The organism is Micromonospora sp. NPDC005686 (assembly GCF_042871665.1).
Lineage (GTDB): Bacteria > Actinomycetota > Actinomycetes > Mycobacteriales > Micromonosporaceae > Micromonospora.
Genome location: NZ_JBIAIY010000002.1, coordinates 368,357 through 384,448 on the forward strand (window position 1 = coordinate 368,357; position 16,092 = coordinate 384,448).

A 16,092-nucleotide genomic window follows, 5' to 3' on the forward strand; every position below is an offset into this window, starting at 1 on the left:
TCGATGACCGCATCGGTGAAGGCGGCACTTGTCTACCCCCCGCTGACCGACCCCACGTCGGGGTACCACTCCCTGAACTACCTCGACTCGTACGCGCGGGCGCAGGGGCACCGGCCGGCGGAGATCATCGACGCCAACATCGAGGCGTTCCACCACTCGTACACCCCGGCCGCGTACGAGTGGCTGCGGCGGGAGCTGTCCCGGCGCTCGACCGACGACCTCAGCGGCCCGGACGCGCTGATGGCCCGGGCGAACCACCTCGGCCTGCCCGACCCGGACCCGGAGCGGCTGCGCCGGTCCATCGGCGTGTTGCAGGACCCGAACCTGTTCTACGACTACCGGCACTACCAGGAAGCGGTCGAGGGCGTGATCGCCTGGATGGACGCGCTCGGCGCGGTCGGTTTCCCCGGGCAGTTCCGGGCCGGATTCCGGCTCCAGCCACCACCGATGATCTCGATCGGCTCGGTGGCCGCGTTGACCGACGAGGCGCTGCTCGGCCGGCTCAACCGGCCCTTCCAGCCGTACTACGAGGACGTGCTCATCCCGCGGCTGGCCGCCGGCGACCACCAGGTGATCGGGATCAGCGTCACCTACCAGTGGCAGTTGCCGTTCGCGCTCTGGATCGCCCGGCTCGTCCGCCGGGCCTGCCCGGACGTCTTCCTCGTCGCCGGTGGCACGGAGATCTCCGACGTCTGGAAGTGCGCCGCCCGGCCCGAGTACGTCTTCCAGGTGCTCGCCGACTTCGACGCGATAGTGGTCGGGGAGGGGGAGAGCGCGTACACCGAGATCCTGGACGCGGTCGCCGCCGGCACGCTGCCGGCCGGGCACCCCAACGTCCGCCTGCACCCCAGGTACGGCCGCCAGCGTCACCTGCCCCTGCGCTACGAGCGCCTGGCCCAGGTGCCGGTGCCGGACTTCTCCGGCCTGCCCTGGGACCTCTATCTCAGCCCGGAGCGGTTCGTCTACTACTCGCCGACGCGGGGCTGCTACTGGAACAAGTGCACGTTCTGCGACTACGGCCTGAACACCGACGGCCCGACCAGCCCGTGGCGGCAGGACACGGTGGCGACGATGATCGCGGACGTCACCGAACTGTCGAAGTTCGCCAAGTTCATCTACTTCTCGGTGGACGTGCTCGCACCCGCGACCATCCTGCGCTTCGCCGAGCAGGTCGTCGAGCGAGGGCTCGACTTCCGCTGGGGCGCCGAGATCCGGCTGGAGAAGTACTGGTCGGACGAGCGTTGCGAGCTGCTACGGCGCAGCGGCTGCGTGGCCGTGTCGGTCGGCTTCGAGTCCGGCAACCAGCGCATCCTCGACCTGATCGACAAGGGCACCAAGCCGGAACAGGTGCGGCGCACCATGACCGCGATGACGAAGGCCAACATCGGCGTGCAGATGATGGGCTTCACCGGGTTTCCCACCGAGACCCGGGAGGAGGCGCTGGACAGCATCACGTTCCTGCGCGACAACCCCGACCTGTGGACCCTCGGCGGGCTCGGCGACTTCATGCTGACCCCGGGCGCGATCGTCGCCAAGGAGCCGGAGCGGTTCGGCATCACGAACGTGCGGCCGGTGGAGGGCTCGGACATCGTCCGGATGCTCCGGTACGACGAACCGGTGACCGAGGCGGCGCAGGCCGAGGTGGCCCGGGCCAAGGCCGACCTGAACCCGGGCCACTTCCACCGGCCCTGGCTGGGCAGCACCGACACCCCGCACACGTTCTTCTACCACGACCGGTACGGCACGGCGGTGCGCGGCGTGCTCGCCCACGACCGGGTCCGGCACGACACCGACGACGAGACCGAGTTCCTCGCCAACGGCGTCTTCGTGGATCGCGACGACGAGCAGGTGTGGGACGCGTACCGGCGGATCCGCTCCGACGAGCAGGAGGGCGCCCCCGGCGAGCTGCCGGCGGACCGGCACCTGTTCCGCCGCACCGACGGCCAGGTGTTCGCGCTCAACCGCAGCAGCCGGCTGTTCCTGGATCTGTTCAGCGCGCCGCTGACCCTCGCCGACGCGCAGCGCCGGCTCTGGATCGTCGAACCGGCGGTCGCCGACCGGGTCTGGCGCACCTTCATCGGGCAACGGCTGATCCGCCGGCACCAGCTTCCGGCCGAAACGGCGCGGTGACGCGCGACGGAGTGGGATTTTGCACTCCCAGTGCATCTTGTCTCCCGGGTCGCGCCTGCCTAGCGTCAGACCATGCCTGACTCGTGGACGTTCGCTGTGGCCCGGGACGACCTCGCCGACACCACGCTCGTGGACGGCCCGGTGCCCGACCTGTCCGACGGGGAGGCGCTGCTGCGCGTCGAGCGCGTCGGCCTGACCGCCAACAACGTGACGTACGCGGTGCTCGGCGAGGCGATGCGCTACTGGGAGTTCTTCCCGCCCGCGCCCCGATCGCTCGGCGAGCGGTGGGGCCTCCCGCCACTGTGGGGCTTCGCCGAGGTCGAGACGTCCACGGTGGCCGGGGTCGAACCGGGGCAGCGGGTGTACGGCTATCTTCCGCCCGCCCGCCACCTGGTGGTGCGACCGGACCGGGTGGACGCGAGCGGGTTCCGCGACGCCAGCGCGCACCGGGCCGACCTGCCCTCGCCGTACAACGCGTACCGGTCGACGGACGGCGACCCCGCGTACCGGGCGGATCAGGAGGACCTGCTGATCCTGTTCCGGCCGCTGTTCTTCACCTCGTTCATGCTCGCCGACCAGATCCTCGACGAGGACGCCTACGGGGCGCGGTCACTGGTGCTGTCGTCGGCGTCGAGCAAGACGGCGTACGCCGCCGCGTTCGAACTGCACGGGCGCGGCCCGCGCCTGATCGGGCTCACCTCGCCCGGCAACCTCGCCTTCACCCGTGCGCTGGGCTGTTACGACGAGGTCGTCTCGTACGACGACATCGGCACGCTGGACGCCGTACCTACCGTCTACCTCGACCTGTCCGGCTCACCCGCGACCCGCGCCGTCCTGCGCGCGCACCTCGGCGATCTGCTCGTCCGGGACATCGCCGTCGGACTCACCCAGCAGACGCCGAACGCCGGCGCCGCCGGAGAGGTCTTCTTCGCGCCGGTACGCATCCGCAAGCGCAGCCGGGACTGGGGTCGCACCGGCCTCGACGCCCGGTTCGCCGACGCCTGGCAGCGGTTCTCCCAGGTGGTGAGCGGATGGCTCGACGTGCGGGTCGGCGCCGGTCCGGAGGCGCTGCGGGAGGCGTGGCTGGACGTCCTCGCGGGCCGTACGCCGCCCCGGGTGGGCCACGTCGTGCAGTTCTGACAACGTCGCCGATTCGGGCCGCGACGCGACGGCCCGGCTGATGCGCGCTAGGCTGACGACGCAGGGTACCGATCACTGATCGCCACCCCTTGTTTCTCCCACGGTTTCCCAGCCGCGATGACTGAGTCGAGCGCTGCCGTGCAGATTCCTTGGAGCACCACGTGCCCGACAACACGTTCGCCCTGAACCCTTTCCGTGTGGAAGGGATCGGGGTCACCGGCGACGAGCGCGGTCCGATCGCGGACATCAGCGCCGAATCCATGACCCGCCTGCGGAGCCCGTTCACCACGACGCGCCCCGGCCGCGAGTCGACCGGCGCGCCCGTCGGGCGCTAGGCCCTCATCCGTCCGCGATCGGCAGGCGCTCAGCGGTTGACGTAGGCGGCCAGGCCGCCGAGTTCCTCGTTGGCGATGAAGGCCGACCGGACGTTGATGATGGCCTCCTCGACGTGGACCGGGCAGCCCCACGCGGAGTCGCCCCACGAGTCCGCGACCTTGATCTCGGCGGGTGCCGTGCAGCCGTCGCTGCCGCCGAGCTGACACCGCTCGGGGCGGGGGGTGGCGGCCTGCGCGGCGGCGGCGGCGCGCAGGCGGGCGGTGAGCTCCGCGGCGGCGGCGGCGCGTTGCTCCGCCTCGGCCCGCAGTTCCCGTTCCGCCCGGACCACCCGGGCCAGCTCGTCGTGGGCGGCTCGCGCGCGGGCGTCCGCGGCGGCCTTCGCCTCCTCGATGTGGTGGCGTTCGACGGCCAGGGCGGCGGTGCCGGCGAAGACCCGGGCGAGGGCCAGGTCGGCGTCCTGCGGGACGCGCGGGGTGCGGTGGTACATGGCGAACGTGCCGAGCAGGCTGCCGTCACGGCCCAGGATCGGGGTGGACCAGCAGGCGGCGAGTCCCGCCCGCCCGGCCAGATCGCGGAAGTCGACCCAGAACGGGTCGGTGGCGATGTCGGTGACGATCACCGGTTCCCGCCGGTGCGCGGCGGTGCCGCACGAGCCGACGCCCTCACCGGTGGCGATGCCGTCGATGGCCTCGTTGTAGAAGTCGGGCAGGCTGGGCGCGGCGCCGTGGCGCAGGTGCCGGCCGTCGGCGTCGGCGAGCAGGACGGAGACGAGCATCTCCTGCGGCGCGAGGTTCTCGATGCGACGGGCCATCCCGTCCAGCACCTCGCTCAGGGGCGCCTGACGGGCGATCTGCTCCAGCATGGCGCGGTGCTCGGCCATCAGTCGTTGCGCCTGCTTGACCTGAGTGGTCTCCACCCCGATGACCCGGATCCCGGTCACCGTGCCGGCGGAATCGCGGCGTGCCTCGTAGGTGAAGTCGAAGAACGTCTCCCGGGCCCGCGACCCGGCGCCCAGCATGATCCGGGCGTCGTGGCCGGTGTAGGACTCGCCGGTGCGGTAGACCTCGTCGAGCAGGGCGATGAAGCCCTGACCGTCCAGCTCCGGCATCAACTCGGCGAGCGTGACCCCGGTTCGCGCGCGTTCCTCGCCGATGGCGGCGAAGAACGCCGGGTTCGCCGCCTCCACCACGTGCGTCGGCCCCGCGAGGGCCGCGAAGACGGCGATGGACTGCCCGAACAGCGTCCGTAGATCCTCGTCCGCGGGTCGCGCGACGACCGGCGAACCCACAGTGGTCGGACGCTGGCCTGGTAGCGCCGTCATTCCTGGTCTCCCTCTAGGCCGGCATCGTCGGTCGGCCGACGGGCCCGCGCCGGTGACCGACGACAGATTACGGGCAGGGCCGCGAGGCCACCGTCCGGCATGCCGGTGGGCACACGCCGGCCCGGCGGCCGCGGTCACATCTTCCGGCAGTGGCTGCCGTTCACATCTTGGCATCGATGCCCGCCTCCGTTACCGTCGTGGGAACGCTCCCATGAACTTAGATACGTCTATGTGATCAGGAGGAAACACGACGTGGCTATCCTCTCGTCCCACCGCAGATCAGCGGCCATCAGCGTGGCCGCGGTCGCGGGGCTCGCCGCGGCCGGCGTCGGTCTCGCCGTCGGCGGCGCATCCGCCGGCACCGTGTCCGGATCGCTCTATCGCGACCCGAGTTCGGCGGTCGTCCGTTGGGTCGCCGCCAACCCCGGGGACTCTCGCGCAGCCGTCATCCGCGACAAGATCGCAAGCCAGCCGCAGGCCCGCTGGTTCGCCAACTTCAACCCGTCGACCATCCAGTCCGAGGTCTCCGGTTTCGTCGGCGCCGCCAACGCGGCCCAGCAGATCCCGGTGCTGTCGGTGTACGAGATCACCAACCGGGACTGCGGCGGGGCCAGCGCCGGTGGGGCGCCGGACCTCAACCAGTACCAGACCTGGGTGTCCAACTTCGCCAGAGGACTCGGCAACCAGACCGTCATGATCATCCTGGAGACCGACTCGCTCGCGCTCCAGACCTGCCTGAGCGCCAGCGAGCTCAGCGCCCGCAACCAGGCGCTCACCACGGCGACCCAGACCATCAAGTCGGCCAACCCCAACGCCAAGGTGTACCTCGACGGCGGCCACTCGACCTGGAACAGCGCGAACGACACGGCCAACCGGCTGCGAGCGGCCGGCGTGCAGTACGCCGACGGCTTCTTCACGAACGTGTCGAACTTCAACCCCACCTCCAGCGAGGCGAACTTCGGCCGGGCGGTCATCTCCGCGCTCAACGGCATGGGCATCTCCGGCAAGCGGCAGGTCATCGACACCAGCCGCAACGGGGGAGCCGCCGGTGACTGGTGCGCGGACGACAACACCGACCGGCGTATCGGGCAGTACCCGACCACGAACACCGGCGACGGCAACATCGACGCGTACCTCTGGGTGAAGCCGCCGGGTGAGGCGGACGGCTGCCGCTACACGGCCGGTTCGTTCCAGCCGGACCTGGCCTTCAGCCTTGCGAACGGCGCGCCCAACCCGCCGCCCACCACGGCGCCGCCGACGACCAACCCGCCGACCACCGCGCCGCCCACCACGGCGCCGCCGACGACCGCGCCGCCCACCACGGCGCCGCCGACCACCCCGCCGCCGACCGGTAACGGCTGCTCCGCGTCGGTAGCGATCAACCAGTGGAGCGGCGGATTCACCGCGAGCGTGAACGTCACCGCTGGCTCGACGGGCATCAACGGCTGGACCGTGACCGTCGCGTTGCCCGGCGGCGCCGCGATCACCGGCACCTGGAACGCCCAGGCCAGCGGCACCAGCGGCACCGTCCGGTTCACGAACGTGGGCTACAACGGGCAGGTCGGCGCCGGGCAGTCGACCAACTTCGGCTTCCAGGGCACCGGCACCGGCCAGGGCGCGACCGCCACCTGCGCCGCCGCCTGACCACACCTGACGGAAGGGCCCGGCGCGGAGGATTCTCCGCGCCGGGCCCTTGGCGTGTCACCCGTCGACGTAGGGGTGGTTGTGGGGTGTCTACCGGGGTTACCGCGCCAGTAGGGTTCGTCAGGAATCGAGTTCCAACAATGAGTTCCCTGTTTCGCCGCTAATTGCCGGAAACATCGGAGGGGGGCCCGCGGTCGGTGGCTGATGAGGAGAAGCTCCGTCAGTATCTGAAGAAGGCCACCGGCGAGCTGCAGGTCACCACGCGGAGACTGCACGAGGCCGAACTAAAGGATTCCGAGCCCATTGCGATCGTCGGCATGGGCTGTCGATTTCCCCCCGATCTGCGCTCACCGGAGGACCTGTGGCGGTTTCTCGTGGACGAGCGCGATGCCGTCGCGCCCTTTCCCGCGGATCGCGGCTGGGACGCGTCGAGCCCTCTCGCCGAGGCGATGCCGCCACCGCGTGGCGGGTTCGTCACCGGCGTCGACCGCTTCGACGCCGGGTTCTTCGGCATCGGCGAGACCGAGGCGCTGGCGATGGATCCGCAGCAGCGGCTGCTGCTGGAGACCGCGTGGGACGCGGTCGAGCACGCCGGTATGGACCCGGCCGCCCTGCGGGGGACACCGGCGGGCGTCTACGCGGGTGTGTCCTACTGCCACTACGGCGCGGGACCGCAGGCGGAGCTTCCGCCGGGTGTCGGCGACCAGCTGATCATCGGCGGCACGCCGAGCACGACGTCCGGGCGGGTCTCCTACGTCATGGGCCTGCGCGGGCCGGCGATCAGCGTCGACACGGCCTGTTCCTCGTCGCTGGTCGCGATCCACCTGGCCTGTCAGGCGCTGCGGCGGGGCGACTGCGATCTCGCCCTGGCCGGCGGCGTCACGGTGATGGCCACGCCCGGCGTCATCATCGAGTTCGGTCGCCGCGGCGCCCTGGCCGCGGACGGCAGGTGCAAGCCCTTCGCCGCGGCGGCGGACGGCATGGGGTTCGGCGAGGGCGCCGGGCTGCTGGTGCTGGAACGTCTCTCCGTGGCCCTGCGCAAGGGCCGATCGGTGCTCGCGCTGATCCGTGGATCGGCGGTCAACCAGGACGGCGCCACGAACGGACTGACCTCGCCGAGCCGTTCGGCGCAGGAGGCGGTCATCCGGCAGGCGCTGGCGGAGGCCCGGCTCGACCCCGACCAGGTGGACGCCGTCGAGGGGCACGGAACCGGTACGGCGCTCGGCGACTCGATCGAGGCCGAGGCGCTCATCGCGACCTACGGCAAGGGCAGAACGAGCGGCCGCCCTCTGCGACTGGGCTCGCTCAAGTCGAACATCGGGCACACCCAGACCGCGTCCGGGGTCGCCGGGGTGATCAAGATGGTCATGTCGATGCGTGCGGGACGGCACGCGCGGACCCTCCACGTCGACCGGCCCTCGGACTACGTCGACTGGTCCGGCGGGACGGTCGTGCTGACCACCGGCTCGGGCCCGTGGCCGTCCGACGGCCGCCCCCGGCGGGCCGGTGTGTCGTCCTTCGGCATCAGTGGCACCAACGCGCACGTGGTCGTCGAGGAGCCACCGGAGGCCGACGCGGACGACTCCGCCCCGGCGCCGGACGCCGCCTGCGTGCCCTGGGTCCTCTCCGCGAAGAGCGAACCGGCGCTGCGCGCCATGGCGGCACGGTTGCGTGACCTCGGCACCGGGACACCCGCCGCGGCCGCCCGGATCGGCATCGCGCTGGCCCGCACACGGGCCGGGTACCGGTACCGCGCGGTGAGCGTCGGCACCGGCCTCGACGAGCATCTCGCCGCCCTCGCGGCACTGGCGAGCGGTGCGGACGCTCCCGGCCTCACCACCGGCAGCGCCACCACCGCGAAGCCCACCCTGGTGTTCACCGGCGGGGAGCCGGCCGACGACGACTCGGTGGCCGGGCTGGCGCGACGCTTCCCGGCCTTCGCCGAGGCGTACGACGACGTCCGGGCCCGGCTCGACGCCCACCTCGGCCGGCCGCTCCGGGCGTACCGCCAGGCCGCCGTCTTCGCCCACCAGGCAGCGCTGTGGCACCTGGTCGACTCGTGCGGCGTCGCACCGGGCCTCGTCGCCGGTTCGGGAGTCGGCGAGATCACCGCGGCACACGTCGCGGGCGTCCTGTCGCTCGCGGACGCCGTGGCACTCGTCGCCGCCGTCTCCCGTGCCTCCGACGCCGCCGACCCCGCTGGCCGGGAGGCGCTCCGGGCGACCACCGCGCGGATCGGCTACGCGGAACCGCGTGTCGCGCTCACCCTGACCGGCGACGCCCGCGATCCGGACCACTGGGCCACGGGTGCCTTCGGCCGGGCCGGGGCCGGGGAGGTCCTGTCCCGCGTACGGTCCCCGGGTCCGGCCTGCCTGGAACTCGGCCCGGAAGCCGTCACGACGGCGGCGGACGTGCTCACCCGCCTCGCGGACGCCTACGCGGCCGGAGCAGCGGTGTCCTGGGAGGCGACCTTCACCGGAACGGGCGCCCGCCCGGTACGCCTGCCCGGCTACCCGTTCCAGCGCGAGCGGTACTGGCTCGCCGCGTCGGGCAGCCGGGTCGGCGCGGGCGAGATCGTCCGCGCGGCCGTGCACCCGCTCCTCGGTGGACCGATCGACCTCGCCGACTCGACCGGACGGCGATACGCCGCGACGCTCACGGCGGGGCAGCCGTGGTACGCCGCGGCGTACCGGTTGCGGGGCACGCCCGTCCTGCCGCCCGCCGCCGTCGCGGAGTGGGCGCTTGCGGCCGCCCGTCACGGCGCACACAGCGGCGACGTGTGGACGATCGAGGACGTCACCCTCGCCGAACCGGTCCCGGTCCCGGCGGCCGTGCAGACGAGCGTGGAGACCGGTGGCGACGCCCTCCGGATCAAGGGCTACAGCGCGGGCCCCGGGGACGCGGAGCGCGGCTGGGCACTGCGGTTCACCGCCTCGGCCACGCGGCGGACCCCGCCGGCACCGCCCACGACGGACCTCGACCGACTGCGCGCCGGGATGACGGAACACGATCCGGCGGACCTGTTCGCCCGGCTCGCCGCCGCCGGCGTCGACTCCGGCCCGGCTTTCCGGCAGGTGGTACGCCGCTGGTGGCGGACCGACGCCGAAGCCTTGGCACTCGTCGAGACCGATGTGGCAGGCGCCGACGACGGCCGGCACCTCGTCCACCCGGTGATCCTCGAGAGCTGTTTCCTGACCGCCCTGACGCTCGTCACCGAGCCCAGCCCGCGGGTGCCCTCGCGCCTGTCCCGTCTCACCCGGCACCGCGAGCTGCCCCAGCGGGTGTGGTGTCACGTCCGCCGGACCGCGGACGGCCGGCTCGACCTGGAACTCCGGTCCGACGCGGGTGAACCGCTGGTCTCGGTCGCCGGGCTGGCGCATGCCGCAGTGGAACTGCCCGACCGGCGCGGTGTCCCGGCGGCACCGGAGGCCGCCGAGCCGTGGGACGCCGCGCGGTTGTCACTGCTCGCCGTCGAGGAGCCGCAGGCGGCGCGGGAGGCGCTCACGGAACTGCTGTTCTCGCGGGTGACCGGCATGGTCGACGGGCGCGTCGAGGACCGGGAGGACCTGCGGGTGCGGTTCCCCCGCGTCCGGCTCGGCGATCTCGGCCTCGACTCGCTGCGGGCTATGCGGCTGCGGGAGCAGTTCCGCGCGGAACTCGGTGTGGACGTCCCGCCACAGCGTCTCCTCGGCGACGGCACGGTGGCGGACATCGTCGACCTGGTCTGCCGGTCGCTCGCGGCGCGTCGCCTGATGGCCGCCGAGGAGGAGCCGCAGGACGCCGGACTGATCGAGGAACTCATCTTGTAACCCGCCAGGAAGGCAGGCACGATGCCCACGGATCTGTTCGCCGAGTTGTACCGGCGCGGGGTCAGATTGCGGCTCACCGACGGTCGGCTCCACGTGACGGCCCCGCCCGGCGCCCTGACCTCCGAACTGCGCGAGGAGATGAGCCGGCACCGGGACGAGCTCATCGAGGTGATCAAGCGCGCGGAGGGGGCCGGCGACCAGGCGGGCATCGTCCCGCAGCCCGCGCACAGGCACGAGCCGTTCCCGCTGACCGACATCCAGCAGGCGTACTGGGTGGGTCGGACCCCGGCGGTGGAACTCGGCGGGAACGCGGCACACGGCTACCTCGAGTACGCCGTGGAGGATCTGGACATCCCGCGGCTGAACCGCAGTCTCGACAAGCTCGTCCGCCGTCACGACATGCTGCGCGCGATCGTCGAGCCCGGCGGGCTCCAGCGCGTCCTGCCCGAGGTCCCGCCGTACGACGTCCAGGTGGCCGACCTGTCGGCACTGGACGACGTGGCCCGCGAGGCCGAGCTGCTGCGGATCCGGGGTGAACTGGCCGACCAGATCCTGCCGGCCGACCGGTGGCCGCTGTTCGAGGTCCGGGCGACCCGGCTGGACGACCGGCGGTGGCGGCTGCACCTGAGCCTCGACATGCTGATCATGGATGGCTTCAGCATCGGGCTCTTCCAGCGCGACTGGTTCCGCTTCTACAGCCGTCCGGAGGCCGAGCCCGAGCCGATCGAGGTCAGCTTCCGCGACTACGTGCTGGCCGAGCAGCGGCGCCAGCAGCAGGGCGACGAACGGTTCGAAGCCGACAAGCGCTACTGGCTGGACCGCCTCGACCAGTTGCCGCCCGCTCCGGACCTGCCGACGGCGGTCCAGCCCGGGCAACTGCCCGCCCGGGCGCGGTTCGCCCGGCACAGCGCCCGCCTGTCCCGGGAGGGGTGGTCCGCGGTCAAGGAGACCGCCCGGCGCCGCGGCCTGACCGCCTCGGCAGTGCTCATCGCGGTCTACGCCGACGTGCTGCGCCGCTGGTCGAAGCGGCCGGAGCTGACCCTCAACCTGACGTTGTTCAACCGCCCGCCGCTGCACCCGCGGATCGGTGAGGTGATCGGCGACTTCACCTCGGTGGTCCTGCTCGAATCGCGGCCCGACGCGGAGGACTCGTTCACCGCGCGCGCGAAACGGCTGCACCACCAGCTCCTGGACGACCTGGCACACGCCACGTACTCCGGTGTCCGTGTCCTGCGCGAGCGTGCCCGGCGCTTCGGGGGCCGGCCCGGAGCGGGGATGCCGGTCGTCTTCACCAGCATGATCGGCTTCGACGCCGAGTCGAACCTCACCGAGTCGGCCCGGCTGTTCGGCGAGGTCGTCCACGGCGCCAGCCAGACGCCGCAGGTCTGGCTGGACTACCAGGTGCTCGAGGACCGGGGCGAGCTGCTGGTCAACTGGGACTTCGTCGACGACCTGTTCCCGGCCGGCATGATGGCGGAGATGTTCCGCGCCCACCACGCGTGCCTGGAGCGCCTGGGGGAGAGCGAAGCCGCCTGGGACGAGCGGGAGCTCGTCGGGCTGCCGGACACGCAGGCCGAAGAGCGGGTGCGGGTCAACGCCACGGAGGCGCCGATCCCGGACCGGACGATCTGCGGTCTGGTCGAGGACCGGGCCGGGCGGACCCCGGACGCGACAGCGGTCGTCGCCGCGGACGGTGAGCACACCTACCGCGAGCTGATGGACGACGCCTACCGGCTGGCCCACGTCCTGCAGGCGATGGACGCGTCGCCGGACGCGCTCATCGGTGTCGTCACCGACAAGGGCTACGAGCAGGTGGTGGCCGTCCTCGGCGTCACCCGGTCCGGTGCGGCGTACCTGCCGATCGAGCCGCGCTGGCCGGCCGCCCGGCGAGAGCAGTTGATCGAGCAGGGCCGCGTCAGGGTGGTGGTCACCACGTCGCGGCTGCGCGACGAGCTGACCTGGCCCGAGGGCGTCACGCTGGTCACCCTCGCCGATCCCGAGGTGGCGTCCGCGCCCGCCACCGCACCGTCGGCGGGACCGGCCCCGGAGGACCTGGCCTACGTGATCTTCACTTCCGGGTCGACCGGCACCCCGAAGGGCGTCATGATCGACCATCGGGCCGCGGCCAACACGATCCAGGACCTCAACGATCGTTACCGGATCACCCCCGAGGACCGGACGCTGGCCCTGTCCGCACTCAGCTTCGACCTGTCCGTGTTCGACGTGTTCGGATTCCTGGCGGCCGGCGGTGCCGTCGTCATGCCCGAGCCGGGCAGGCAGCAGGACCCCCGGCACTGGACCGAGCTGGTGCACCGGCACGGGGTGACGGTCTGGAACAGCGTTCCGGCGCTGATGCAGGTGTGGATCGACGCACACGATCCGGCCGCGCCCCCGCCCGGACGCAACCTGCGGCTGGTCATGATGAGCGGGGACTGGATCCCCGTCGCCCTGCCGGACCGGATCCGCGCGTTCTACCCCGCGGCCCGGCTGATGAGCCTGGGCGGCGCCACCGAGGGGTCCATCTGGTCGATTCACTACCCGATCGGCGTGGTGCCTCCCGAGTGGTCCCGGATCCCCTACGGCACGCCGCTGGCCAACCAGACCATGCACGTGTACGACCAGTGGCTGGAACCGAGCCCGGTGTGGGCGACGGGTGAGATCTACATCGGTGGGAAGGGGGTGGCCCGCGGCTACTGGGCCGACGCGGTACGGACGCAGGAGCGGTTCGTCACGCATCCCCGGACCGGGGCGCGGCTCTACCGGACGGGCGACCTCGGCCGCTATCTGCCGGGCGGCGACATCGAGTTCCTGGGGCGCGAGGATTCCCAGGTCAAGTTGAACGGGTACCGCGTGGAACTCGGCGAGATCGCGGCCCTGCTCCGGCGCCGGCCGGGCGTCCGCGAGGCGCTGGTCGCGGTGGACACCAACCCCAGGACGGGCCGCCACCAGCTGGTCGCCTACGTGGTGCCGGCGGAGGGCGAGGCGGTCGCGGGGCGCATCCACCCCGACGCCGCCGGGCTGCGGGCGGAGCTGGAACGCGTCCTGCCGGAGTACATGGTTCCCCGGCACTACCTGCTCATTCCGAAGGTGCCGCTCAGCGGCAACGGGAAGGTCGACGCGACGCTCCTGCCGACCCCGAGGGAGCAGCAGTCGCCCGTCCGTCCGTCCGGCCCCCAGGACGAGCTGGAGCGGACGCTGCTGGGGATCTGGCGGGAGGTCCTGGAGCGGGACGACTTCGGCACGGAGGACAACTTCTTCGAGCTCGGCGGCGATTCCCTGCACGCGATCGGCGTCCTGGAACGGATCGGCCGCGAACTCGGCACGACCGAGAAGCAGGAGGACGGCATGCGGCGGCTCTTCGACAATCCCACCGTCGCGGGGCTGGCCGCCGCGATTCGGGCCGGAGAATGACCCGGCTTCGCGGGCGCGATCCTCTTGTCTCTGGGGTATGACAGGGGTTGATTAATGTGATGAGTCAAAAAGGCGACGCCCGGTCATGTGCCACGCACTTCCGATAGTGCATTCCTCATGTTCCAAAGCGCTTTCCCGATCGGTACCGTGGTCCGGTAGAGCGCAGGTCTATTCGCCTGTGTCATTCGCTGAGAAGGGGCGATTAGCCGATGGCCGAGCGGGGCAGCGGGCTGAGCATCAAGGCGGCGGCGACCTGGTTTCCGCCGGACCGGGAAGGGCCACCCGGAAAAGATTTCAGTGCGGAAGACCTGGAGCGTGTCGGCGTCAAGGAACTGAGCGTAGCCACTCACCAGTCGGCGCCGGAAATGGCCGTGTCCGCCGCACGCGACGCGCTCGCGCAGAGCGGCGTCGAGCCGGGCGGTATCGGATACGTCGCCCACACCCACCTGTACCACCAGGGATTCGACATCTGGTCGCCGGCGCACTACATCGCGCACCAGACCGGTGCCGTCTCCGGCCTGCCGATGACCGTCCAGCAGACCTGCAACGGCGGCGCCCTCGCGCTGCACCTGGCGGCCCTGTGGCTGCGCGCCACGCCGGAGGCGACGGCGGCTCTGGTCACCGCCGCCGACCGGTTCACCGGCCCCGGGTTCGACAGGTGGGGCACCGACGACGAGGCCGTCTACGGTGACTCCGGCGCCGCGGTCGTCCTCGGTCGGCGCGGAGACGGCAACGACCTGCTCGACCTGCTGGCCCTGGAGATGGCGGCGGACCCGTCGTTCGAGACGCAGCTGCGGGGGGACGACGAGTTCGGCGCCGCGCCGCTGTCGCACGGCGCACCGATCAGCCTGGTCCGCCCCAACAACGTCTTCCGGGCATCCAGTCAGGCCGCGCAACTGGGCAAGAGCGGTGTCGAGAAGCTCTACGCGGCAGTGCAGACGAGCCTGACGAAGGCCGCCGTGGCGCCGGACGCCATCCGCTGCGTCGCGATCCCGCGGCTCACCCGGCACATGCGCGAGAACGTCTTCAAGCCCGGCATCGGTCTGCTGCTCAACCGGCAGCCCGAGTACATCGAGAGCGAGACCGGTTGCCTCGGTCCCGCGGAATACCTGGCGAACCTGTCGGACATGGCCTCGGTGCTCGATCCGGGCGATGTCGGCATGCTCATTCAGGGCGGCGGCGGGTTCACCTTCTCCTGCACGATCGTCCGTCGGCCGGCCGACTGAAACTGTGCGGTCCGCCGTCAGGAGCCGAGCGGCTAACAGTCCGCTCGGATCCCCATGAAGGTCATCGTGTCGCTGCGTGTTTGGGGAGTTGGGCCCGTGTCGGACCAGGTAACGGTGGATGCGCCCTGGGAAAAGGTGGCGGAAAGCATCGAGTTCATTCCGTCTGACTATTCCGTCAGGGACAGACCGGAATCCGTGGCGCAGGAGATGCTCCGCTGTGGGCCGGCGGAGATCGACCGGCTCGTCTCCGCCGGGCTGCCGTTCGAGGAGCGGTCCGGTGTCCGCCATTTCGATCAGAACGACCTCTACAACCTCGGCATGTACTCGAACACGTCGAAGACGCAGCCGGAACTCGCGTTCCGGATGCTCTTCCGGTTCGCCGGACGGCCGGTGGACGACCTGCTGCGGACGAAGACCTGGGACTTCCAGCTCCGGCTGGAGTGCGCCGACTGCGGCGGCCACGCCCCGTGGCGCGTCGAGGCGCCGGACATCGCCCGGTTCGGTGGCGGGGTCGCCGACGTGACCGCGCCGGAGCCGAGCGCGGAGGCGGCGCAGTACTCGGCCTCGGTGACCACGACCGGAGCGCGTACCCCGATCGTCTCTCCGGCCCTGCGCGAGCTGACCCGGGAGTACCTGGCCGCCGGCTACCGCTGGCAGATGCTGCCCGTGCCCATGCAGGCGGACTACGCGCTGGTGCACGAACTGGGCGCGACCAGTTGCATCGCGGCCAGCCTGATGCTGGCCGAGCGCTTCCGGGCGGCCGGCTACCGGGCCGAGGCGAGGCGCGGGTGGTTCTGCGGCGTGCTGGGCGGCGCGCTGGACCTGCCGCACGCCTCCGTCGAGGTCGAGGACGACGACGGGCGGATCAAAGCCATCGACATCGCGAAGGCCCAGCTCGCCGCGAGGCTCTCCGCGAACACCGGTGAGTTCCAGGAGCTGTGCCTGGGGTCGATCTACAACAAGGTGATCCCGTCCACCGCCTCCGGCGACGCGGCTCTGGCCCACCACGAGTGTGGCTCGCGGGGGCCCGTGCACGTCCGCGCGGATATCCGATCGGTGCAGAGGAGAGATTGAA

Annotated in this window: 9 protein-coding genes; 8 read left to right on the plus strand and 1 reads right to left on the minus strand. The window is 71.7% G+C overall.

The window, feature by feature from the left end:
- The first annotated feature begins 3 nt into the window (after positions 1–3).
- From ACFYON_RS05750 to ACFYON_RS05760, 3 genes are all read left to right on the plus strand, one after another.
- On the plus strand, positions 4–2,130 hold the full coding sequence (locus ACFYON_RS05750; RefSeq protein ID WP_355047258.1) for a radical SAM protein: 2,127 nt from the start codon (positions 4–6) through the stop codon (positions 2,128–2,130).
- A gap of 72 nt (positions 2,131–2,202) precedes the next feature.
- Entirely contained in the window at positions 2,203–3,270 is a 1,068-nt protein-coding gene (locus ACFYON_RS05755; protein ID WP_355047257.1) for a DUF2855 family protein, read from the plus strand.
- Positions 3,271–3,431: 161 nt separating this feature from the next.
- The gene (locus ACFYON_RS05760) at positions 3,432–3,605 is read left to right on the plus strand and encodes a hypothetical protein (RefSeq protein WP_354868342.1); all 174 of its coding nucleotides are present in this window, start codon (positions 3,432–3,434) and stop codon (positions 3,603–3,605) included.
- A 29-nt stretch (positions 3,606–3,634) separates the two neighbouring features.
- On the opposite strand, the gene ACFYON_RS05765 is transcribed toward ACFYON_RS05760, so the two are convergent.
- A complete protein-coding gene (locus tag ACFYON_RS05765) occupies positions 3,635–4,927 on the minus strand; it encodes a GAF domain-containing protein (RefSeq protein WP_387188805.1) in 1,293 nt (430 codons plus the stop codon).
- 252 nt (positions 4,928–5,179) lie between these two features.
- Here ACFYON_RS05765 and ACFYON_RS05770 point away from each other — a divergent pair, with 252 nt between their 5' ends.
- The 5 genes from ACFYON_RS05770 to ACFYON_RS05790 all read left to right on the plus strand — a co-directional run bounded on the left by ACFYON_RS05770 (position 5,180) and on the right by ACFYON_RS05790 (position 16,091).
- Positions 5,180–6,571 carry a glycoside hydrolase family 6 protein gene (locus ACFYON_RS05770; protein ID WP_355047255.1) on the plus strand — a complete coding sequence of 464 codons (1,392 nt, stop codon included), beginning with the start codon at positions 5,180–5,182 and terminating at the stop codon, positions 6,569–6,571.
- A gap of 197 nt (positions 6,572–6,768) precedes the next feature.
- Complete coding sequence (locus ACFYON_RS05775; RefSeq protein WP_355047254.1) at positions 6,769–10,380, plus strand: beta-ketoacyl synthase N-terminal-like domain-containing protein; 3,612 nt, start codon at positions 6,769–6,771, stop codon at positions 10,378–10,380.
- 21 nt (positions 10,381–10,401) lie between these two features.
- Complete coding sequence (locus tag ACFYON_RS05780; RefSeq protein WP_357707182.1) at positions 10,402–13,791, plus strand: amino acid adenylation domain-containing protein; 3,390 nt, start codon at positions 10,402–10,404, stop codon at positions 13,789–13,791.
- A gap of 371 nt (positions 13,792–14,162) precedes the next feature.
- Positions 14,163–15,017 (plus strand): hypothetical protein, encoded by an 855-nt coding sequence (locus tag ACFYON_RS05785; protein ID WP_387187638.1) that lies wholly within the window; start codon positions 14,163–14,165, stop codon positions 15,015–15,017.
- A gap of 195 nt (positions 15,018–15,212) precedes the next feature.
- Positions 15,213–16,091, plus strand: a complete 879-nt coding sequence (locus tag ACFYON_RS05790) for a hypothetical protein (RefSeq protein ID WP_354868354.1) — start codon at positions 15,213–15,215, stop codon at positions 16,089–16,091.
- The last annotated feature ends 1 nt before the right edge of the window (position 16,092 follow it).